We start from the raw sequence: 20,405 nt of genomic DNA on the forward strand, positions 1-20,405 counted from the left end.
CCTTTTCTTATGCTCTTACGTGCTCCTGCGAAGGCAGGAGCCCAGTCCCGCCGTTTGAACTGGGCTCCTGCCTTCGCAGGAGCGCGAAGCTTCCAGCGCAAAGGATGACGATATTAAAAGATATATCGCAACTCTTGACGCTCGCTCCTTTTAAGATATATCTAAACCCATCATGAAACAGTTGAGAGATTCAAAAATGCATTTCCATCATCACCCTCGCGGCCGCCACGGCTTCGGTCATGACCGCATGTTCGGCCCGGAAGACTCTGATCGTGGCGGTTTTGGAGGCGGCTTCGGCGGTCGCTTTGGGGACGGCTCCTTTGGCGGCCGTGGCGGGCCGTTCGGCGGGGGCAGAGGCGGTGGGCGTCGCCGCCAGTTCGGCAATGACGCGCTCAAGCTCATCCTGCTGAAGCTGATCGCGGAAACCCCGCGCCACGGCTACGACCTGATCCGCGAGATTCAGGCGCTCTCCGGAGAAGTCTATGCGCCCAGCCCCGGCGTCGTCTATCCGACCCTGACCCTGCTGGCCGACATGGACCTGATTGCCGAGCAGCCCGGCGAAAGCAGCCGCAAGCTGTTCGCCATCACCGAAGCTGGCCAGGCCTATCTGGCCGACCATGAAGAGGGCGTGCAGGTGGTCATGGATCGCCTCGGCTCGCTGGCGAAGAAGGCCGAACGCACCGACGGCGCGCCGATCCGCCGGGCGATGCACAATCTGGGCATGGCGGTCCGGGCGCGGCTTGAAAAGGAAGGGGCCGATGCCCAGACCATGTTCGACGTCGCTTCCCTGATCGATGAGGCCGCCAGCAAGATCGAAAGGCTCTGACCATGGTCCTGACCGCCCAGGTGCCGACCGCCCACGCCAGCCGCTACCTCCAGCAGCTCTGCAAACATTGGGGGCACAAGTTCGAAACCGAATTTGACGCGGAACAGGGCGTGATCGCTTTCCCCATGGGACCGATCCGGATGGCGGCGGGGGCGGAAACCCTCACCGTCACCCTTGAACCGCAGGAGGATGCTGATGTCGAACGCTTCAAGCAGGTGGTGGCGGACCATCTCGACCGCTTCGCCTTCCGTGAAGCGCCGCTGAACTTCGATTGGCGATAAGGGGACTCCCTCCCGCTCGGGGAGAGGGTAATGATGTTCATTCCTCCGAGCCTTCTGAATCCGAAGTTCGCCACATTAATTTCGTCATCCCGGGCTTGACCCGGGGTCCCGCTTCCTCCCGCGCACTGGCTGAAGAAAAGCGGGATCCCGGGTCAAGCCCGGGATGACGATAATGTAATGAACTTCGATTCCGCCGACTAGGTGGCGCGCCATTTCCAGTCGGCCAGATCGCCCGGCTGGTCGATGTCGAAGCCCAGGCCCTGCCGAACGATTGCGGAGAAGGGCAGGCCAAGCCGTTCCGCTTCCGCCCGATGCGCCGCGAAACTGCCCTGGCCATAATGGAACCGGAAATCCGCCGCCTGGGGCAGCGGCAACGACAACGCATTGGTGCCCTGCCCAGGAAGATCGGGCGCGGCCGCGACGCCGGCAACATCCAACAGCGCAGCCACATCCGCCGCTTCCACCAGCGGCAGGTCGGCCGAAAGGAACAGCAGCCGCTCGACCCCCGCAGCCAGCGCCGCATCGCGGGCGCTCGTCACGGCGGGGTTGAGGCCGCCGCCCGGATCGTCGAGCAGGCCAATCGTCTCGGGCAGGCCATGCCGCGAAGGCCCCAGCAGCCGCAGCCGCGCCATCCCCACCACGTCCGCCGCGGCCGCGACCGTCCGGTGCAGCATCTCCGCCACCAGATCGCGCCGCCCCGCTTCATCGAGCACGGGCGTCAGCCGCGTCTTGCAGGCGGCGGGCGCCTTGACCGGGATGACGATCCAGCGGTTCATGACCGTCAACCGGCGATCCGTTCGGCCAGATCCAGCGCCGCCCGCGCCACTCTGGCGCGGTCGTCCAGCGTCTTCATCAGCGTGTCGGTGACGGCGTGGGGTATGTCCAGACCCTCGCCCCCGTCGCGGACATCGACCAGCAGCCCGTCGATGATTCCCTCATAATGGGCCGCAATGGCCCCGTTGGTGACCTCCAGTCCCAACTCGCCCATCAGCTTGGCGGTCGGTCCCTTGACCGCCTGCCCGCCGACGATCGGGGAAACGGCCACGACAGGGGCGCTCGCCCCCGCCAGAGCCTCCCGCATTCCGGGCACCGCCAGAATCGGGTCGACGCTCAGCCATGGATTGGAGGGCGCGATCACTATGGCGCGGGTTTCGGGATCGCTGATCGCCTCGATCACGCCGGGGGCAGGGCGCGCATGTTCCGCGCCCTCGAAGCGGATCGCCTGGACCGCCGGCGCGCAGCGCTGCTCGACGAAATAGCGCTGAAAGGGGAGGTCGCCCGCATCGGTGGAGACATGGGTGGCCACGGCATCGTCGCTCATCGGCAGCATCTTGAGGCCAAGGCCCCAGGCCGCCGCGAAACGGGCCGTCACCGCGCTCAACGTCTCGCCCGACGCCAGCATATGCGACCGCAGCACATGCAGCGCCATGTCGCCGTCGCCCAGCAGGAACCAGTCCTCCCCGCCCAGCGATTTAAGCGCGTCCATGAAGCTCCACGTCTCGCCCTCCCGGCCCCAGCCCTGCGCGGCATTGGCCTTGCCCGACAGGGTGTAGAGCAAAGTGTCGACATCGGGAGAGATCGCCAGGCCCAGATGCCGGAAATCGTCGCCGGTGTTGACGATGGCGGTGATGTCCTGCGGCGGACAGACCTGCATCAGCCCCAGCACCAGCTTGGCGCCGCCGACGCCGCCGGTCAGCACGACGATGCGGCCGCTCACCGGAACAGATCCTCTTCCAGCGGGCGGACCAGCGCGCCCGCGCCCGCATCGCCGGGGGGCAGGGCGAGGCCGCGCAGCAGGGCGGCGGGCACGCTTTCCGCGCCCTCGCCCGTCACCAGCGTCGCGGCGGTGGCGATCTGGTCGGCCAGCGCGATCTGCGTCACCTCCAGCCGCCGTCCGTCGCGATCCTCCTCGCCGCGCCGGTCGACCAGCGCGGGCAATCCCGCCGCGCCGATCGCGACGCCCACCACGCCATGGCGCCAGGGCCGCCCGAAACTGTCCGAAATAACGATGCCGATGCCCGCCGCCTCCGGCCCCGCCAGCGCATCCAGCAGGCTGCGTGCCGATCCGTCCGGATCGAGCGGCAGCAGCAACGCCCGCTCTTCCTCGCCCGGCCCGATATTGGACCGGTCGATGCCGCTGTTCGCCATCACATGGCCCAGCCGATGGCGGGTGATCAGCACATGCGGCACAGCGCGCACCACTGTGCTGCTTTCGCGCAGCACCAATTCGACCAGCCGGGAGTCCTTGCGCGTGGTCGCGGCCAGTTCCAGCGCTTCCGGCCCTGGCTCGACGCTGTCCAGCGCGACCATCCGCCCTTCCGCCTTGGACAATATCTTCTGCGTCACGACCAGCACGTCGCCGGTCCTGAGCGGCCACAGGCCCGCTTGGGTCAGGCTGCCGTGCAGCACCGCGGCCAGATCGTCGCCGGCCCGGATTTCGGGAATATCGCATAGGGGATGAATCGAGAGCATGCCGTGCTGTAGCGTGCAATTGCCGGTTAAGGTAGCGCTCCGATTTCCCGGAAAAAGGAAACTCATGAGCTTATCAGTGGGATTCGCTTGCCATGCCGCGCCAAGTCGAGAAAAGAGGCGATGATGAAGATCAGTGACGATATTTGCCCCCTGCGGGAATTGCGCGCATGAGCGAGGTGGTCGCCTTCGACAGCGGGACCTTCCGCCGCGTGCTGGGCCATTATCCCACCGGCGTTTGCGTGGTGACGGCGGTGGAGGACAGCCAGGCGCCGACCGGCATGGTGGTCGGCTCCTTCACTTCGGTCTCGCTCGATCCGCCGCTGGTGGCCTTTTTCCCCGCGAAAAATTCGCAGAGCTGGCCCCGGATCGAGAAAGCGGGGAAATTCTGCGTCAACATCCTCGCCAGCGACCAGAAGCCGCTCTGCCAGCAATTTTCGGCCAAGGGCGGGGACGACAAATTCGCCGGCGTGACGCATCGCGTTTCGGCCAATGGCTCCCCGATCCTGGACGGGGTGGTGGCCTGGATCGACTGTCAGCTCGAAGCCGTGCATGAGGCGGGCGACCATTATATCGTGCTGGGCCGCGTGATCGCGCTGGAGGTGGAGACGCCGGGCAAGCCGCTGCTCTTCTTCCAGGGCGGCTATGGCGAGTTCGCCCATCTGAGCTGATCGCGCGTCATGATCCTTCGACGAGGGATGTGACGGGAGACGACCAGTTTAGGACATAACTGCCCTCAATCTCATCCGTCATGCTGAACTTGTTTCAGCATCCATCGTGCCTCCAGGTTCCTTCCGCCCGTGGGGAGAAATGGATGCTGAAACAAGTTCAGCATGACGGCTATTGGTGAGGTCCGCCATCCATCCCCATCCGCCTTACCCCTGCGTCACGCTCTCCAGGACAGCGGCGCGCAATTCAGGCAACCCCATCCCTTTCTCGCTCGACGTGGCGATAATGTCCGGATGCGCGGCAGGCCGCTTGCGGATCGCTTCGACCACAGCCTGCTTAACCTCCGCCAGATGGCTCGCCTTCACCTTGTCCGCCTTGGTCAGCACGATGCGATAGCTCACCGCCGCCGCGTCCAGCATGTCGAGAATATCGGTATCGACATCCTTGATCCCATGGCGGCTGTCGATCAGCACCAGCGTCCGCTTCAGCTTCGCCCGCCCGCGCAGATAGTCGTTCACCAGGAACCGCCATTTGCGCACCATATCCTTGGGCGCCTTGGCATAACCATAGCCCGGCATGTCGACCAGCCGGAACCGCAGCGGATCGCCCACGTCGAAGAAGTTCAGCTCCTGCGTCCGCCCCGGCGTGTTGGACGTCCGCGCCAGCCCGTTGCGGTTGGTCAGCGCATTCAGCAGCGAGGACTTGCCGACATTGGATCGGCCCGCGAACGCGACCTCATTCACCGCCATGTCGGGTAGGAATTTCAAATCGGGCGCGGATTTGAGGAAGGCGATCGGCCCGGCAAAGACCTTGCGCGCCTCCTCGATCAGTTCCGCCAAATCCTGCCCAGAGCTTTCCTGTTCGGTCAAAAGTCGAGCCTTATTTCGCCGTGGCCGCGCTCAGTTGCGGGTGGCGCTTGTAGAGCCACCATTGCTGCAACATCGACAGGCAGTTGTTGGTGATCCAGTAGACCAGCAAGCCTGCCGCGAAGGGCGCCATGATGAACATCATCATCCACGGCATGATCGCGAACACCTGCTGCTGCATCGGGTCCATCTGCGCCGGGTTCAGTTTGAACTGGAAGTACATGCTGATGCCGAGCAGCAGCGCCAGCACGCCTATCCCCAGGAAGGCGGGCGGCGTGAAGGGCAGCAGGCCGAACAGATTGACGATGTGCAGCGGATCGGGCGCGGACAAATCCTTGATCCACAGCACGAACGGCTGGTGGCGCATTTCGATGGTGAGCTGCAACACCTTGTACAGCGCGAAGAAGATCGGAATCTGGATGAAGATCGGCAGACAGCCGGCGAGCGGGTTCACCTTCTCCCGCTTGTACAGCTCCATCATCTCCTGCTGGAGCTTCTGCTTGTCGTCCTTATGCTTCTCCTGAAGCGCCTTCATCTTGGGCTGAACGGCGCGCATCGCGGCCATGCTGGCGAACTGGCGCTGGGCGACGGGGAACATCAGGCCGCGCACCACGAAGGTCAGGCAGATGATCGCCACGCCGAAATTGCCGATGACCGTGAACAGCCAGTGGAGCAGCGCGAAGATCGGCTGTTCGAACCAGTAGAACCAGCCCCAGTCGATCGCCCGGTCGAACAGCGGAACGCCCGCCCGCTCATAGGCTTGCAACGTCTTCACTTCCTTGGCGCCGACGAACAGCCGGTTGGTCTGCGTCACCGCCTTGCCGGGGGCGAGCATGACGGGGGCGAGCGACACGTCGGTCTGGAACTGCGTGCCGGCGCCCTTGCGCATCTGGCCGGTGAAGGCTGCCTTCTGGTCGGGCACCAGGGCGGAGAGCCAATATTTGTCGGTGAAGCCGATCCAGCCCCCGGTCGACTGGAAGCTCTGGCTCGCCGGTCCTTTGGCCAGATCCTTGTAATTCACGTCATAATTGGCCGCGCCGTTGAAGACGCCCATCGGGCCGACGTGAATCGTCCAGGTGTCGGGATCGACCGAAGGATGCGCCCGGCTGACATAGCCATAGCTTTTTACGCCCACCGCGCCGGCGCCGCTGTTCGACACCTTCTGCTGCGCGGTGATCATGTAATTTTCGTCGATCGAATAGCGGATTTCGAAACTCTGGCCCGCGCCGTTGCTCCACGTCAGGGTGACGGGGCTGGTCGGCGTCAGTTCCTTGCCATTGGCCGTCCAGACGGTGCTGCCGTCCGGCGTCTTGACGCCCTCGCCCTGCCAGCCGAAGCCCGCGAAATAGGCGTCCTTGGCGCCGCTGGGGCTGTAGAGGCGGATCGCGGGCGAATCCTTGGCGATGGTTTCCTTGTAGGTCGGCAGCACGATGTCATCGATGCGCGCGCCCTTGAGGTTGATCGATCCGGTGATCTTGGGCGTACGGATCGCAACGCGCGGGCTGTCCTTAAGGACGAGCGCCAGATCGCGAACCGTGGCCGCGCCTTCGGCGGCGGGCGCGGCGCCGGACGGGGTGAGGGGCGTGGTCTTGCCGCCCTCGATCTTCGTGGCCGGCGGATTGGCGGCGGGGAAGAAATGCTTGGCGACATAGGGCCAGCCGAACAGGATCGCCGCGGTCAGCAGCACCGCCAGGATGATATTCTTCTTGTCGTCCACGCTTGTCGCTCTCGAATCTCGTCTGTCAGGGAACCGGGTCGTAACCCGAACCGCCCCAGGGGTGGCATCGCATTAGCCGCTTCGTGGCCAGCCAGCTACCCTTCACGGCACCATATTTGCGGATCGCCTGAATCGCATATTCGGAGCAGGAGGGGGCATAGCGGCAAGAGGGCGGCAAAATGCGCGAAGGACCAAGCTGCCAGAAGCGGGCGACCAGGATGAGGATGCGGGAGATCACGGCTTGCCTGCCTCGTGTTCCTGCGAAGGCAGGAACCCAGTCCCGCCGTTGCTTTCTGTCGCGATCTTGGAACTGGACTCCTGCCTCCGCAGGAGCACCTTATCCTTTGGGGCGGAAGTTCGCCCTTTCTTGCGCGGCATCTCACCGAGGGGCCGGCTCATCACCTTGCCCAGCGCTTTTGTCATCTCTGCGCGAAGCAGCGCAAAATCGCGCTCGATCCCGTCGCTGCGTCCAATCAGCACATGATCGGCGCCCGCCACGCCAAGCGCCGGCAGCAGTTCCCGCGCCAGAACGCGAAAACGGCGCTTCATCCGGTTGCGGATGACAGCGCCGCCAATCTTTTTCGTGACCGTGATGCCATAGCGCATCGCCGGATCGCCGTCGCCACGCTCGCGCACCAGCAGGACAAAGCCCGGCATCGGTGCGCGCCGCCCGCGATTCGCCGCCAGAAAATCGGCGCGCCTGACCATGACGGCAGGCGCGCTGCTCAGCGGCGCGTCGTTCAGGCGCTCAGGCTCTTGCGGCCGCGCGAACGGCGGGCGCGGATCACATTGCGGCCGCCGGGGGTCGCCATGCGGGCGCGGAAACCGTGACGGCGCTTCCGAACCAGATTGCTCGGCTGATAAGTGCGCTTCATCGTTCATTCCTCAAAATACTAAGAGAATCAGGCGTGACAAAAAAGGGCCGCCGGTGGGCGGCCGCATGTCAGGGGGCGTCCGATAGGCAAAAGGCATGGCCGAGTCAATGGCGGAGGAGGCAGGAGGTCATGGTTTTGAAGATGGTGGAGCGGAATGTCGGATTTGGCCATGAGCTGCCGTTAAGCGATACGTGCTCCTGCGCAGGCAGGAGCCCAGTTCAGACGGTGCGATGATCCACTGAGGGCAGGACTGTGCTGAGAGCGAGCCACTTGTCTCGCTTCAGTGCCTGCGCAGGAGCGCGGTGTACTTCAAGGAAAGCGAAACGTCCAAAACCGCCACCTATTTCCCCCGCGCTGCGCTCACCGCCGCCTGCAGCGCGTCATAGCCCACCGCGCCGTTCAGAACCTGCCCCCCGATCACGAAGGTCGGCGTGCCGGACGCCTGCAGCTTCTGCGCCAGCGCGATATTCGACTGGATCTCCGCATTATATTTGCTGTCCGCAATGGCCGCTTCCGCCGCCTTGGCGTCGATGCCGACCTTCGCCGCAGCCGCCAGGATCGTCTCGCGCGTGACTTTCCCGGCGGCGTAAAGCGCCCGGTGATAGGGCATATATTGGTTCTTCTCCGCCGCCAGCAGCGACACTTTGGCGGCATCGATGCTGGCGTCGGACAGGATCGGCAGCTCGCGATAGACGACCTTCACGCCCTTGTCCCCGCCCACCAGCTTGGCCAGATCGGGGAGCGACGCCCGGCAATAGCCGCAGGCATAGTCGAAAAACTCGACCACCGTCACATCGCCCTTGGCCGCGCCTTCCCACGCCCCGGCATAGGGCGTTTCGATGGTCTGACGACTGGCGTCGATCGTGCCCGCCATCCGCTTGGCCTGCAATTTCTCGACCGCCTGCGGGATGATCTCGGGATGCTCCATGATATAGTCGTGGACGATCTGCTCGATCGCCGCCTTGTCGCTGGCATCGACGCGGCCCGTGCTCTGGGTGCCGAGCGCCGCGCCCGTCGCGGTCGCGGCAAGAAAGGCGAAAACGCCAAGGGTCATCAATACAGTCCTGTTGGAAAGCGCTGCGCGCAGGCCGGGTCGCGAATTGTCTGTCATTTCTTCTTTCGCTTCTGCTCGACGGCGGCGCGGGAAACCATGGCGATATCCTGCGCGCGCAGATAGTCAACCGTGCCTGGCTTCAATCCCTGCATGGCGGCGTCGGCGCTGCGCAGCGCCATCTGGTCCTGACCCATCATCGAATAGCGCTCCGCCGTCGCCAGCGCGGCGCGGGGGATGTCGCCGCGATGCTCATAGACAACGCCGAGCTGATACCAGGCGAAGGGATTTTCCCGGTCCCGCGCTATGGCGTTGCGCAGGACCTTCTCCGCCTCCGCGAAATTCGCGTCATTCTCCGTCGCGATCAGCGCATGGCCCAGCAGCGTGGCGATCAGCGGCTGGTTGGTGAGCTGCACCGCTTCCCGCAACGGCGGAATGGCATCGGCGGGCTTGCCGCTTTCCAGCAACACCTGCCCCTTCAGCTCCAGGAAATAGGGGTCGTGCGGCGCTGCGGTCAGCAGGGCGTCGACCTCCGCCAGCGCCTTGTCCGGATAGGCGCTCTTGTGCCAGGCATAGGCGCGGGCATAATGGGCTGGGATCGATTGGTCGCTTTCGGGATATTTGATGAGGGTCTGATTGGGTTCGGAGACAAAGCCGACCAGCTTCGCTTTGATCCGTTCGAACCGCGCCTCCAGCTTCGGGTCGACGGGCTTGTCCCAGGCCGGATCGACCGTATAGACCTCCCGCAGCACCTGGATGCGCTCGCCCGACAGCGGATGGGTGCGGCCGTAGCTGTCGTCCTGCGGAATGGCGAGGCGATATTCCTGGTTCTGCAGCTTCTTGAAGAATTCCAGGCTGCCCTTGCCCGACAAGCCCGCTTTGCTGAGATAACGCGCCCCGGCCAGATCGGCGGAGCTTTCCTGCGCCCGCGAAAAGGCCAGGAATTTGCCCATCGCCGCCTGCTGCCCCATGCCCAATATGCCCATGCCCGCTTCCGCGCCGCCCGCCGCGATCGCCGCGGCGCCCAGCACCAGGCTGAGCAGGGTGATGCCGGTCGCCTCCTTCATCCCCTCGCCATAGCGGATGACATGACCGCCCTCGATATGGCCGAGTTCGTGGGCGACCACGCCCTGCACCTGGTTCACATTGTCGGCGGCCGCGATCAGCCCGCTATGCACCCAGACATATTGGCCGCCCGCGACGAAGGCGTTGATGTCGGGATCGTTGAGGACCAGCACCTGGACATTGCGCGGCTCCATCCCGGCCGCCTGGACCAGCGGCGCGGACATGTCGGCCATGAAGGCTTCGGTTTCCGCGTCGCGCAGAATCTGCTGCGCCGCCGCCGGACGCGCCAGCAGGGCAAGCGAAGCCGCCGCGACGGCGGCGGCGCGAAGCCACCGGACACTCATGCGATGATGGCTCGGCATGCAAGGGGGGGGCGGGGCAGGGGATGAGGCTCCATCGCTGAGGGTCAATGCCTTGAACGGGATGAATGGGTGCTGAAAGCGATTATGTAGCCTATAAAGCCGAAGGTCCAATAGCGGCTTTGGGTGGTTTCCTTTCATTCCCCCTCCCGCAGGCGGGAGGGGGCTAGGGGGTGGGCTGGCGCGACATCAGCGGGGATTTTCAACGGCTAAGCTGGCAGCTCGCTGCGCTCGCGCCTATCCCTAACCCCTCCCGCCTGCGGGAGGGGAATGTCTTGGATTGGCCACAAGCTCTCGCTCCCCAGCACCGAATCCCCAACCAAAAAGAAAAACGCCGCCGCCTGGCCGTTCGAACCGGCGAGACAGCGGCGTTTTGCCTAGTCGCGTAGCTATTACTGACCGAAAGTGCGCTGCCACCAGCCACGGCGCGGCGTGCCGTCTTCATTTTCGCCAGCGCTTTCCGCATCGCCATCCACTGTAACCGTTTCGGCGGTTTCGGCAGGGGCGGCGGCCTCGACGGGCGCCTCGACAGCCGGCGCGGCCTCAGCGGCGGCGGCTTCCTCGACGACCGGATCGGCCTTTTTGCGGCGCGTCCGCTTGGGCTTGGCCGGGGCCTCTTCGGCAACCGGCGCGGTTTCGGCGGGCGCGGCTTCCTCGACGACCGGATCGGCCTTTTTGCGGCGCGTCCGCTTGGGCTTGGCTGGAGCCTCTTCGGCAACCGGCGCTTCCGGCGCGGTTTCCACCGGCGTTTCGACCGCTTCCGCTTCAACGGCAGGAGCGGTGGCTTCCTTCGCCTTGCGCGCTCGCGGACGGCGGCGCGTCTTGGGCGCTTCCTCCTCGACCGGCGCCTCGGCAGCGGCTTCCGCTACCGGTTCAGGCGCAACCGCCTCGGCCGTGACGGCCTCGACCGCTTCCTCGCTCACGGCTTCCTCGCCCGCCTCGCGGCGGCGGCGTCCGCCGCGGCGACCGCGGCGGCCCCGGCGACGGCCTTCGCCGTCACCATCGGCTGCGGCCTCGACTGGTGCGGCCTCGCCCTCGGCGCCTTCGGCATCAGCGTCCTCGTCGGAAACCTCCGCATCCTCGACCGCTTCACCCTCGGCCGCGCCCTCGGCGCGATGCTCGTCGCGCTGACCGCCGCGACGGCGACGACGACGACGGCGACGGCGGCCGCCATCACGGTCCTCGCCGCGTTCGGCGCGGTCCTCATGCGCGGCTTCGATTTCCTCGACCTCTTCCTCGTCCAGCTCCTCGACGATTTCGAGGTCATCTTCCTCTTCGACGATCGGCGTATAGTCGACCACGCGCTCCGGACGCGGCCCGCTGGCCTCGACCGACATGCGCGCGCCCTCGACCTCGCCATCGGGCAGGATCGCGATGCGCACGCCATAGCGCTGCTCGATCTCGTCCAGTTCGCGGCGCTTGTTGTTGAGGACGTAGAAAGCCGCTTCCTGGCTGGCGCGCAGGGTGATCAGGCTGCCGCGACCACGCGCCGCTTCCTCTTCCAGCATGCGAAGCGCCGACAGACCCGCCGACGAGGCCGTCCGCACCAGCCCCGTGCCTTCGCAATGCGGGCACTGGCGGGTCGACGCTTCAAGCACGCCGGTGCGCAGACGCTGGCGGCTCATTTCCATCAGGCCGAAGCCCGAAATGCGGCCGACCTGGATGCGGGCGCGATCGTCCTTCAGCGCCTCCTTCATCGCCTTCTCGACCTTGCGGATGTTGGAGTTCATCTCCATGTCGATGAAGTCGATGACGACCAGACCCGCCATGTCGCGCAGGCGGAGCTGCCGGGCAATCTCGCGGGCGGCTTCCAGATTGGTGGCGACGGCGGTCTGCTCGATGCCATGCTCGCGGGTCGACCGGCCCGAGTTGATGTCGATCGACACCAGCGCTTCGGTTGGGTTGATGACCAGATAGCCGCCGGACTTCAACTGCACGACGGGATTGTACATCCCGGCGAGCTGATCCTCGACGCTGGCGCGCTGGAACAGCGAGATCGGATCGGCATATTGCTTCACCCGGCGCGCATGGCTGGGCATCAGCAGCTTCATGAAGTCCTTGGCCGCCTTATAGCCATATTCGCCTTCGACGATGACCTCTTCAATATCCTTGTTATAAATGTCGCGGATCGCCCGCTTGATGAGGTCGCTGTCATTGTGGATCAGCGCCGGGGCGTCGGATTTCAGCGTCTTTTCGCGGATCTCGTCCCACAGGCGGGCGAGATAGTCGAAGTCGCGCTTGATCTCCGGCTTGGTGCGCTGGAGCCCGGCGGTGCGGACGATGCAGCCCATGGTGGAGGGCAGCGCCATTTCCGCGATGATCGACTTCAGGCGCTTGCGGTCGGCAGCGTTGCTGATCTTGCGCGAAATCCCGCCGCCATGCGACGTGTTCGGCATCAGCACGCAGTAACGGCCAGCCAGCGAAAGATAGGTGGTCAGCGCCGCGCCCTTGTTGCCGCGCTCTTCCTTGACGACCTGCACCAGCAGCACCTGGCGGCGCTTGATGACGTCCTGGATCTTGTAGCGGCGGCGCAGCGCCATGCGCTTGCGGCGCAGTTCGTCGGCGGCTTCGTCGCCCTTGCCGCGACGGCCACGGCCCCTGCCATTGTCGCCGCCATTGCCGTTTTCGGCCGTTTCCTCGCCATGCTCCTCATCGTCATGATGATGGGTGGCCTCGACGACTTCCAGTCCGCCGTCGGACGCGCCGTGATGATCGTCATCATCCTCGAAATCGGCGCGCAAGGCGGCCTCTTCCTCGGCATGCTCGCGCTCTTCGCGCAGCAGTGCCTCACGGTCCTCGCGGGGGATCTGATAATAATCGGGGTGGATTTCGCTGAAAGCGAGGAAGCCGTGGCGATTGCCGCCATAATCGACGAAGGCAGCCTGGAGCGAAGGCTCTACACGAGTAACCTTGGCGAGATAGATATTGCCCTTGAGCTGCTTGTGCTCGGCCGATTCGAAGTCGAACTCCTCGATCCGGTTACCTTTGACGACCGCGACCCGGGTCTCTTCCCGGTGGCGCGCATCGATCAGCATACGCATTGTCATTTATTATTCTCCGGCGTGGGCGGCCAGCGGCGCTGGGCCGCGCTGCCACGCGATAGTAAGGGGGCGGCGCTGATTGCTGCATCGCCCGGTTTTCAAGGAAAAATTGCGTGTCTGCTGCCGGGGCCGGGCCGGACCATGTGCCGGACACCACCAACCGCGCCGCATCGCCCGGAACCGGGTTCAGCGTGGATTGGAAATCATGCCTCATGCAGCGTCAACCTGTTCGTGCATCCGTGCCGGGCGTTGCCGCCCGCCGATGCCATCGTGAATATCCCCGAAAGGACTGCCGCCCAATATGGCGCGCCTGTCAGGAATGTGAATGGGTAGCAGTCAAAATGGCAAGGAGCAACGGCCAGTCGAAATATTGTTTCGCGGCTCCCGCAGCCGATGGAAATTCCTCCGCCGGTCTATCGCGACTATGGTGAAAAAGCCGTTAACCTTGACGTTTCGGCCCAGCGGAAGCGGCTATGCTTCGCCCGGCGGGCAGGGGAAGGGCCGCCGTCATGAAATGGGACTGGACGGCCATGCCCCCCGCGTTGCAAAAGCGGCCCATGCTCCAAAGTCTTGCGCTCGCAAGCATGATCCTCTCCGGCGCGCCGCTTGCCGCCGTCAGCCCCGATGGCGACCGCGCTGCGATGCGCTTCGGCGCGCCCGCGCATATGGCCTCGCGACCGGCCAAGCGCCTCCACAGCATCACCGTCCCCATCCCGCCGGTGGCGCGGGGCCTTTCGCTGCCGCCGGTGGAGGGGCCACGCGACGCCGCCCGCCCGCTGGTGGTGATCGACGCCGGCCATGGCGGCCATGATCCCGGCGCGATCAACCGCGACAATGGCGAGCGGGAGAAGGACGTGACGCTCGCCATCGCCCAGGCGATAAGGGACCAGCTTCTGCAATCGGGCCGCGTCCGGGTGGCGCTGACCCGCAATGACGACCGTTTCCTGGTGCTGCAGGAGCGTTACGGCGTCGCCCGCAAGCTGAACGCGGACCTGTTCATTTCCATCCACGCCGATTCGGCCGACAATGACACGGCGCGGGGCGCGACCGTCTATACCCTGTCCGAAACCGCCTCCGACCGCGAAGCCGCCCGCCTCGCCGCGCGGGAAAACAAGGCGGACGTGCTGAACGGCGTCAACCTCGGCGGCCAGTCGAGCGATGTCTCTTCGATCCTGATCGACCTGACGCAGCGGGAATCGATGAATATTTCGGTAAGCTTCGCCCGGCTGCTCCAGCGGGAGGCGGCGCCCTATGTCCCGTTCCGCGGCGCGGCGCACCGCTTCGCCTCGCTGATGGTGCTGAAGGCGCCGGACACGCCGTCGGTGCTGTTCGAGACCGGCTATATCTCCAACAGCGTCGACGCGGCGTTCCTGGCGTCGAAGCAAGGCCAGGCCAACATCGCCAAAGGCGTCGCCCGCGCAATCGAAGTGCATTTCGCCCGCAAGCTGGCGGTGGGGGAAGGCGGTTAGGCTTGTCCTTACCGTCATGCTGAACTTGTTTCAGCATCCATTTCTCCCCAGGCGACCAAGGCGCCTAAAGGCACAATAGATGCTGAAACAAGTTCAGCATGACGCTTAGGCAATGAGAACCGAGCGCCCAACGCAACCCGGCTCCGCAATAGGCATTCCGCTCTGGCGCTTCCCGCATTTTGACCGTACAGCCTCGACCATCATGGAAGAGGCTCGCCCCAAAAACGCCGCATCGTCCTTCATCCATCGCCTGCGTAGCGGCGCGAGCGGACTTCAGGAAAGGCTTGCACCCCATTGGGACAAGCGCTGGTTCCGCTGGATCGCGGTCGGCCTTGGCGGCCTCATCCTCGCTTATGCGCTCTTCTGGCTGATCTTCGCGCGCGGCCTGCCCGATGCGGCGACGCTGCTCAATTATGAGCCGCCGCTGCCGACCATCGTGCGCGACACCAACGGCCAGCCGGTCCACAGCTATGCCCGCGAACGCCGCGTGCAGCTCCAATATAGCGATTATCCCCCGCTGCTGATCCGCGCCTATCTGTCGGCGGAGGACAAGACCTTCTTCGAACATCATGGCGTCGACATTCCCGGCTTCATCGGCGCGGTGTTCGACTATGCGACCAAGATCGGGTCGGGCCAGCGCGCCCGCGGCGGCTCCACCATCACGCAGCAGGTGGCGAAGAACCTCCTCATCGGTGACGAATATTCCCCGACCCGGAAGGTGAAGGAGATGATCCTCGCCTATCGCATGGAGGGGGTGCTGACCAAGCAGCAGATTCTCGAACTCTACCTCAATCAGATATTCCTCGGCCGCAACGCCTATGGCGTGCAGGCGGCGGCTCGCGCCTATTTCGACAAGGATGTGGGCGACCTCAAGCTGCATGAAATGGCCTATATGGCGATCCTGCCCAAAGGCCCGGCCAATTACCGCCCGGAAAGTCCGACCGGCCATGAACGCGCGCTGGAACGCCGCAACTGGGCGCTGGGCGAAATGTACAAGAATGGCTGGATCACCAAGGCCCAGCGGGATGAGGCGCAGGCGGAGCCGCTTGGCACCGTGGCGGCGCATGGCTCCAGCTTCGATGCCCGCGCAGGCGGCTATTATATGGAGGAGGTCCGCCGCCGCCTGATCCAGCAATTCGGGGAGAAGGCCGCCGACGGCCCCAACAGCGTCTATGCGGGCGGCCTGTGGGTGCGCAGCCCCTATGACCCGAAGATCCAGGATCTGACGACCACCGCGCTGCGCAACGGCCTGCTGCGCTTCGACGCGGGCAAGGGCTGGTCCGGGCCGATCGGCAGGATCGACATGGATCGTGACTGGCATCGTGAATTGGCGGCGAGCTATATCGATGTCGACTATGCCGGATGGCGCGTCGCCGTCATCGTCAGCCGGGGATCGTCCTCCGCGCAGATCGGCTTTTCCGACGGATCGACCGGCACATTGCCCGCCGATGCCGCGCAACTGCCCTATCGCAAGAGCGGCGGCCCGGCCTTCGCCGCGATGAAGCCCGGCGACCTGATCGTGGTGGCCCGCAACGGCGCGTCATGGGCGCTGCGCAACGTTCCCGAAGTGTCCGGCGGCATGGTGGTCGAGGAAACCCATAGCGGCCGCGTCCGCGCCATGCAGGGCGGCTTCGACAATCGCCTGTCCTCCTACAACCGCGCCACTCAGGCGATGCGTCAGCCCGGCTCCACCATCAAGCCGTTCGTCTATGCCGCCGCGCTGGACAATGGCATGACGCCTGCCTCAATCATCGTCGACGGGCCGCTGTGCGTCTATCAGGGCGCGGGGCTGGGGCAGAAATGTTTCCGCAACTTCACCGGCGGCAGCGCGGGGCCGCAGACGATGCGCTGGGGCGTCGAGCAGTCGCGCAACCTGATGACCGTGCGCGCCGCCAGCCAGACGGGCATGGACCGCGTCGTGCGCACGATCAAGGCGATGGGCATCGGGGATTATCAGCCCTATCTCTCCTTCGCACTGGGCGCGGGCGAAACCACGGTGGAGCGGATGGTGAACGCCTATGCCATGCTCGCCAATCAGGGGCGGCAGCTTAGCCCCAAGCTGATGGACTATGTGCAGGACCGGCGCGGCAAGGTGATCTGGCCGCTGCGCTGGCGCGCCTGTGACGGCTGCAACATGGCCAATTGGGACGGCAAGTCCATGCCCCGCTTCGGTTTCGAGGGGCGGCAGGTGATGAACCCGATGACCGCTTATCAGGTCGTGCACATTGCCGAGGGCGTGATCCAGCGCGGCACGGCGACGGTCCTGGCCGACCTCAAGCGCCCGCTGTTCGGCAAGACCGGCACCACCAACGGCCCGACCAACGTCTGGTTCGTCGGCGGATCGCCGGACATCGTGGCGGGCGTCTATATCGGCTATGACCAGCCGCGCAGCCTGGGCGGCTGGGCGCAGGGCGGCCGCGTCGCCGCGCCGATCTGGAAAGCGGCGATGACGCCGGTGCTGGAGGCGATGCCCAAGACCCCGTTCATCGCCCCGGCGGGCATCCGCATGGTCACGATCGACCGCCGCTCGGGCAAGCGCGTCTATGGCGTCTGGCCGACCGACGAGCCCAAGCCCGCTGTGATCTGGGAAGCGTTCAAGCCCGAATCCGAACCCCGCCGCTCGATCCGCAAGGAAGAGGTCGCCGCGCAGGACAAGGCCGCCGCCCGCATCGAAGCGACCGTCCAACGTCGCCAACGGACCGACAGCGACTTCCTGCAGGACCAGGGCGGGATTTACTGACGGCGTTGAGGGGAGAAAGCCGACCTATCCAAATCCTCCCCATCGATAGATGGGGAGGGGGACCAGCCGCAGGCTGGTGGAGGGGAAGGGGCACGACCTGCGTATTTCCCCTCCACCATCGGCTGCGCCAACGGTCCCCCTCCCCACGCTTCGCGCAGGGAGGATTTTAATGGCGGCTATTGGCGACTTTCGGATAGTCACCCAACCGCAACAGCGTTCCCCAAAAAACATCCTATTTTTCCAACAGCCGCCCATTCAGCCTGTCCTATTCCACACCCACCGCCCTATCCCGCATCCCTCTTTGAAACGTCCGATAAAAACCCCGCCTCCGCCTACGCGCACGCAGGCACGCGCGCGCATACAGTGTGAACTTCGCCATAAATTGGCCCATTCCCGCCAATCCTTCCGCGCACGCCGACAAGGATTGAATCTTCCCAAATCCACCGCCCTCGGATAGGGGCAGGGGCTTGATGCGTTTGCCTGTCCTTAAGGCCAAGCGCCCCGACATTCTGGAGACCACCCATGCGCGCCGAAGCGCAGCAATATATCGACCGCATCGACGCCGCGCTGGACCTGCTGCGCCGCTTCCTCGACTGGGACCGCGCCCTTCGCCGCCTCGACGAGCTGAACGCCCGCGTCGAGGACCCGACGCTCTGGGACAATCAGAAACAGGCGCAGGAAGTGATGCGCGAACGCACCCGGCTCGACGCCGCTATCGGCGCCACCCGCGCGATCGAGAGCGAGAAGACCGGCACCGCCGAACTCATCGAAATGGCTGATGCCGAAGGCGATGAGGATATGGTGACCGAAGCCATCGCGTCCCTGAAGGCGCTGGCCGACCGCGCCGACGAGGACAAGATCAAGGCGCTGTTGGCCGGAGAGGCCGACGCCAGCGACACCTATCTGGAAATCCACGCGGGCGCGGGCGGCACGGAAAGCCAGGACTGGGCCGAAATGCTCAGCCGCATGTACCGCCGCTGGGCTGAACGGCGCGGTTATAAGGTCGAACTGGTCGACTATCAGGCGGGCGACCAGGCGGGCATCAAGTCCGCCACCTTCCTGTTCAAGGGCGAGAATGCCTATGGTTATGCCAAGACCGAAAGCGGCGTGCATCGGCTGGTGCGCATCAGCCCCTATGACAGCTCGGCGCGGCGGCACACCAGCTTCTCGTCGGTCTGGGTCTATCCGGTGATCGACGACGATATCGATATCGAGGTCAAGGAAAGCGACCTCAAGATCGACACCTATCGCGCCTCGGGCGCGGGCGGCCAGCACGTCAACACCACGGACTCCGCGGTTCGCATCACCCACGTCCCGTCAGGCATCATCGTCGCGTCGCAGAACGACCGCTCGCAGCACAAGAACCGCGCCACCGCGATGAACATGCTGAAGGCGCGCCTCTACGAAGCGGAACTGCGCCGCCGCGAGGAAGCCGCGTCGACCGACTATCAGGCGAAGACCGAGATCGGCTGGGGCCACCAGATCCGCTCCTACGTCCTCCAGCCCTATCAGTTGGTGAAGGATTTGCGCACCGGCGTCACCTCCACCTCGCCCGACGACGTGCTGGACGGCGCGCTCGATCCCTTCATGGCCGCCGCGCTCAGCCAGAAGGTGACGGGCGAGAAGGTCGATGTGGAGGATGTCGACTGATGAAAGATCCGATGCTGGCGGCCGGAGCCCTGCCAGCATGCTTGCTCCTGCTGGCAGGCTGCGGTCCGTTTTCGTCGGACAAAAATAGCGAGCGTCCGGCCGCGGCCCGCGCCTTTCCCCGCGCCGACCGGCCCGTGGCGCCCATCGTCTCCACCCGCTGGTCGAGCGAGGAAGCGCGGGACCGGGTGAACGAAGCCGAAGACATTATGAACCGCGCGGGCATCCGCGCCGGCATGACGGTGGCGGACATCGGCGCGGGCGAGGGCTATTATACCGTGCGCCTCGCGAAAAGGGTGGGCGACAGGGGTCGCGTCCTGGCCGAAGACATCATGCCCGAGGTGATCGAGGCGCTGTCCCGCCGCATCACGCGGGAGGATTGGCGCAACGTCAGTGTTCGCCTCGGCGCGCCGGAAGACCCGAAGCTGCCCGAAAACAGCTTTGACCGCATCCTCATGGTCCATATGTATCATGAGATTGCGGAGCCCTACGCCTTCCTCTGGAACCTCAGCCCCGCGCTCAAGCCCGATGGCGAGCTGATCGTGGTCGACGCCGACCGGCCGACCGACCAGCATGGCACGCCGCCGCGCCTGCTGGCGTGCGAATTGTCGGCCATGGGTTTCCGGCTGGAGGAACTGATCCCGAAACCGACGGCGGGCGGTTATTTCGCCCGGTTCAAACGCATTGCCGCGCGGCCGCAGCCCTCCTCCATCGTCCCCTGCGCCTTGCGGTCCTGATCCATCGGCGCTCAGTAACGCTTCCCTTCGCGCATATTATGGTTAATGGGCGGCCAACCATGATTCTGTGATGCTTATTGACGATTTCATGATCTTATGCCTTGGGGGAGAGGGCAGGATATGACTGACCTGACTGGCGCCGCCGGGCAACGGCGGCACGATCCGCGCCACAAGATGTTCGGTCCGGTCGCCTTGCGATTCGGCGGCACCGCTGCCCGGGCCCATTTTCTGGACCTGTCCAGCTCGGGCGCGCTGGCGCATTGCGAGACCCCGCCCGGCACCGGCACCTATCTGATCGTCGAGGCGCTGGGCATGCAGGCGAGCGGCCGCGTCATCTGGGCCAATGGCAAGCGTTTCGGCATTCAGTTCAGCCAGCCCTTGACCCAGCATGCCATGGCCGTGTGGATCGAGGGCGCCTGAGTCCGTCGCTTCAACCCTTCCGCCGCCATTTCCGGAAGAAGGACAGGCCCAGCAATCCGCCGCCCACCAGCGCCGCGATCGCTCCCCCCGCGCTGGCGAGCGCCCAGGCGCCGGCCGCCAGAAGGCCAGTCAGGAAATCGACGATGATCAGCGTGAGATGGATCATTACGGTA

Annotated in this window: 20 protein-coding genes; 8 read left to right on the forward strand and 12 right to left on the reverse strand. The window is 65.0% G+C overall.

All coding sequences use genetic code 11. The features are described 5' to 3' along the window. Nucleotides 1-196: 196 nt before the first annotated feature. On the forward strand, nucleotides 197-826 hold the full coding sequence (locus HUK72_RS16045; protein ID WP_176597610.1) for a PadR family transcriptional regulator: 630 nt from the start codon (nucleotides 197-199) through the stop codon (nucleotides 824-826). Nucleotides 827-828: 2 nt separating this feature from the next. Next, on the forward strand, nucleotides 829-1,107 hold the full coding sequence (locus HUK72_RS16050) for a DUF2218 domain-containing protein (RefSeq protein WP_176597611.1): 279 nt from the start codon (nucleotides 829-831) through the stop codon (nucleotides 1,105-1,107). A 197-nt stretch (nucleotides 1,108-1,304) separates the two neighbouring features. Here HUK72_RS16050 and cofC read toward each other — a convergent pair whose 3' ends face one another. From cofC to cofE, 3 genes are read right to left on the reverse strand one after another with little or no spacing between them, the layout of a single operon-like run. Next, a complete protein-coding gene (gene cofC, locus HUK72_RS16055; protein ID WP_176597891.1) occupies nucleotides 1,305-1,883 on the reverse strand; it encodes a 2-phospho-L-lactate guanylyltransferase in 579 nt (192 codons plus the stop codon). Nucleotides 1,884-1,888: 5 nt separating this feature from the next. Next, nucleotides 1,889-2,824: a 2-phospho-L-lactate transferase gene (cofD, locus tag HUK72_RS16060; RefSeq protein WP_176597612.1), complete on the reverse strand. Its 936-nt coding sequence runs from the start codon at nucleotides 2,822-2,824 to the stop codon at nucleotides 1,889-1,891. Beyond that, nucleotides 2,821-3,579: a coenzyme F420-0:L-glutamate ligase gene (cofE, locus tag HUK72_RS16065; protein ID WP_176597613.1), complete on the reverse strand. Its 759-nt coding sequence runs from the start codon at nucleotides 3,577-3,579 to the stop codon at nucleotides 2,821-2,823. The genes cofD and cofE overlap by 4 nt, the downstream gene beginning before the upstream one ends. Nucleotides 3,580-3,746: 167 nt before the next feature. Here cofE and HUK72_RS16070 point away from each other — a divergent pair, with 167 nt between their 5' ends. Continuing rightward, nucleotides 3,747-4,247: a flavin reductase family protein gene (locus tag HUK72_RS16070; protein ID WP_176597614.1), complete on the forward strand. Its 501-nt coding sequence runs from the start codon at nucleotides 3,747-3,749 to the stop codon at nucleotides 4,245-4,247. 204 nt (nucleotides 4,248-4,451) lie between these two features. Here the strand turns inward: HUK72_RS16070 and yihA are convergent, their stop codons facing one another. From yihA to HUK72_RS16110, 8 genes are all read right to left on the reverse strand, one after another. Beyond that, a complete protein-coding gene (yihA, locus tag HUK72_RS16075; RefSeq protein WP_255325749.1) occupies nucleotides 4,452-5,114 on the reverse strand; it encodes a ribosome biogenesis GTP-binding protein YihA/YsxC in 663 nt (220 codons plus the stop codon). Nucleotides 5,115-5,124: 10 nt separating this feature from the next. Next, a complete protein-coding gene (yidC, locus tag HUK72_RS16080) occupies nucleotides 5,125-6,828 on the reverse strand; it encodes a membrane protein insertase YidC (protein WP_176597615.1) in 1,704 nt (567 codons plus the stop codon). A gap of 25 nt (nucleotides 6,829-6,853) precedes the next feature. Beyond that, complete coding sequence (yidD, locus tag HUK72_RS16085) at nucleotides 6,854-7,066, reverse strand: membrane protein insertion efficiency factor YidD (RefSeq protein WP_176597616.1); 213 nt, start codon at nucleotides 7,064-7,066, stop codon at nucleotides 6,854-6,856. Next, nucleotides 7,063-7,536, reverse strand: a complete 474-nt coding sequence (gene rnpA / locus HUK72_RS16090) for a ribonuclease P protein component (RefSeq protein ID WP_176597617.1) — start codon at nucleotides 7,534-7,536, stop codon at nucleotides 7,063-7,065. Before rnpA ends, yidD begins: the two co-directional genes overlap by 4 nt. Nucleotides 7,537-7,568: 32 nt before the next feature. Beyond that, nucleotides 7,569-7,703, reverse strand: a complete 135-nt coding sequence (gene rpmH, locus HUK72_RS16095) for a 50S ribosomal protein L34 (protein ID WP_013848777.1) — start codon at nucleotides 7,701-7,703, stop codon at nucleotides 7,569-7,571. A 340-nt stretch (nucleotides 7,704-8,043) separates the two neighbouring features. Further along, nucleotides 8,044-8,814 carry a DsbA family protein gene (locus tag HUK72_RS16100; RefSeq protein ID WP_176597618.1) on the reverse strand — a complete coding sequence of 257 codons (771 nt, stop codon included), beginning with the start codon at nucleotides 8,812-8,814 and terminating at the stop codon, nucleotides 8,044-8,046. Further along, nucleotides 8,811-10,163 carry a M48 family metalloprotease gene (locus HUK72_RS16105; protein ID WP_176597619.1) on the reverse strand — a complete coding sequence of 451 codons (1,353 nt, stop codon included), beginning with the start codon at nucleotides 10,161-10,163 and terminating at the stop codon, nucleotides 8,811-8,813. Before HUK72_RS16105 ends, HUK72_RS16100 begins: the two co-directional genes overlap by 4 nt. Nucleotides 10,164-10,570: 407 nt before the next feature. Next, a complete protein-coding gene (locus tag HUK72_RS16110; protein ID WP_218035987.1) occupies nucleotides 10,571-13,225 on the reverse strand; it encodes an Rne/Rng family ribonuclease in 2,655 nt (884 codons plus the stop codon). A gap of 524 nt (nucleotides 13,226-13,749) precedes the next feature. Between HUK72_RS16110 and HUK72_RS16115 the strand changes: the two genes are divergently transcribed. The 5 genes from HUK72_RS16115 to HUK72_RS16135 all read left to right on the forward strand — a co-directional run bounded on the left by HUK72_RS16115 (nucleotide 13,750) and on the right by HUK72_RS16135 (nucleotide 20,232). Next, nucleotides 13,750-14,688: an N-acetylmuramoyl-L-alanine amidase gene (locus HUK72_RS16115; RefSeq protein WP_369805996.1), complete on the forward strand. Its 939-nt coding sequence runs from the start codon at nucleotides 13,750-13,752 to the stop codon at nucleotides 14,686-14,688. A 202-nt stretch (nucleotides 14,689-14,890) separates the two neighbouring features. Further along, on the forward strand, nucleotides 14,891-17,428 hold the full coding sequence (locus HUK72_RS16120) for a penicillin-binding protein 1A (RefSeq protein WP_176597894.1): 2,538 nt from the start codon (nucleotides 14,891-14,893) through the stop codon (nucleotides 17,426-17,428). A gap of 522 nt (nucleotides 17,429-17,950) precedes the next feature. Next, the gene (prfB, locus tag HUK72_RS16125) at nucleotides 17,951-19,078 is read left to right on the forward strand and encodes a peptide chain release factor 2 (RefSeq protein ID WP_176597621.1); all 1,128 of its coding nucleotides are present in this window, start codon (nucleotides 17,951-17,953) and stop codon (nucleotides 19,076-19,078) included. After that, a complete protein-coding gene (locus HUK72_RS16130; protein ID WP_176597622.1) occupies nucleotides 19,078-19,812 on the forward strand; it encodes a class I SAM-dependent methyltransferase in 735 nt (244 codons plus the stop codon). Before prfB ends, HUK72_RS16130 begins: the two co-directional genes overlap by 1 nt. A 120-nt stretch (nucleotides 19,813-19,932) precedes the next feature. After that, the gene (locus HUK72_RS16135) at nucleotides 19,933-20,232 is read left to right on the forward strand and encodes a PilZ domain-containing protein (RefSeq protein ID WP_176597623.1); all 300 of its coding nucleotides are present in this window, start codon (nucleotides 19,933-19,935) and stop codon (nucleotides 20,230-20,232) included. Nucleotides 20,233-20,242: 10 nt separating this feature from the next. Here the strand turns inward: HUK72_RS16135 and HUK72_RS16140 are convergent, their stop codons facing one another. Beyond that, nucleotides 20,243-20,398, reverse strand: a complete 156-nt coding sequence (locus HUK72_RS16140) for a hypothetical protein (protein ID WP_176597624.1) — start codon at nucleotides 20,396-20,398, stop codon at nucleotides 20,243-20,245. Nucleotides 20,399-20,405: the final 7 nt, after the last annotated feature.

The sequence above is a fragment of the Sphingobium sp. 15-1 genome (assembly GCF_013375535.1).
GTDB classification, from domain to species: Bacteria; Pseudomonadota; Alphaproteobacteria; order Sphingomonadales; family Sphingomonadaceae; genus Sphingobium; species Sphingobium aromaticivastans.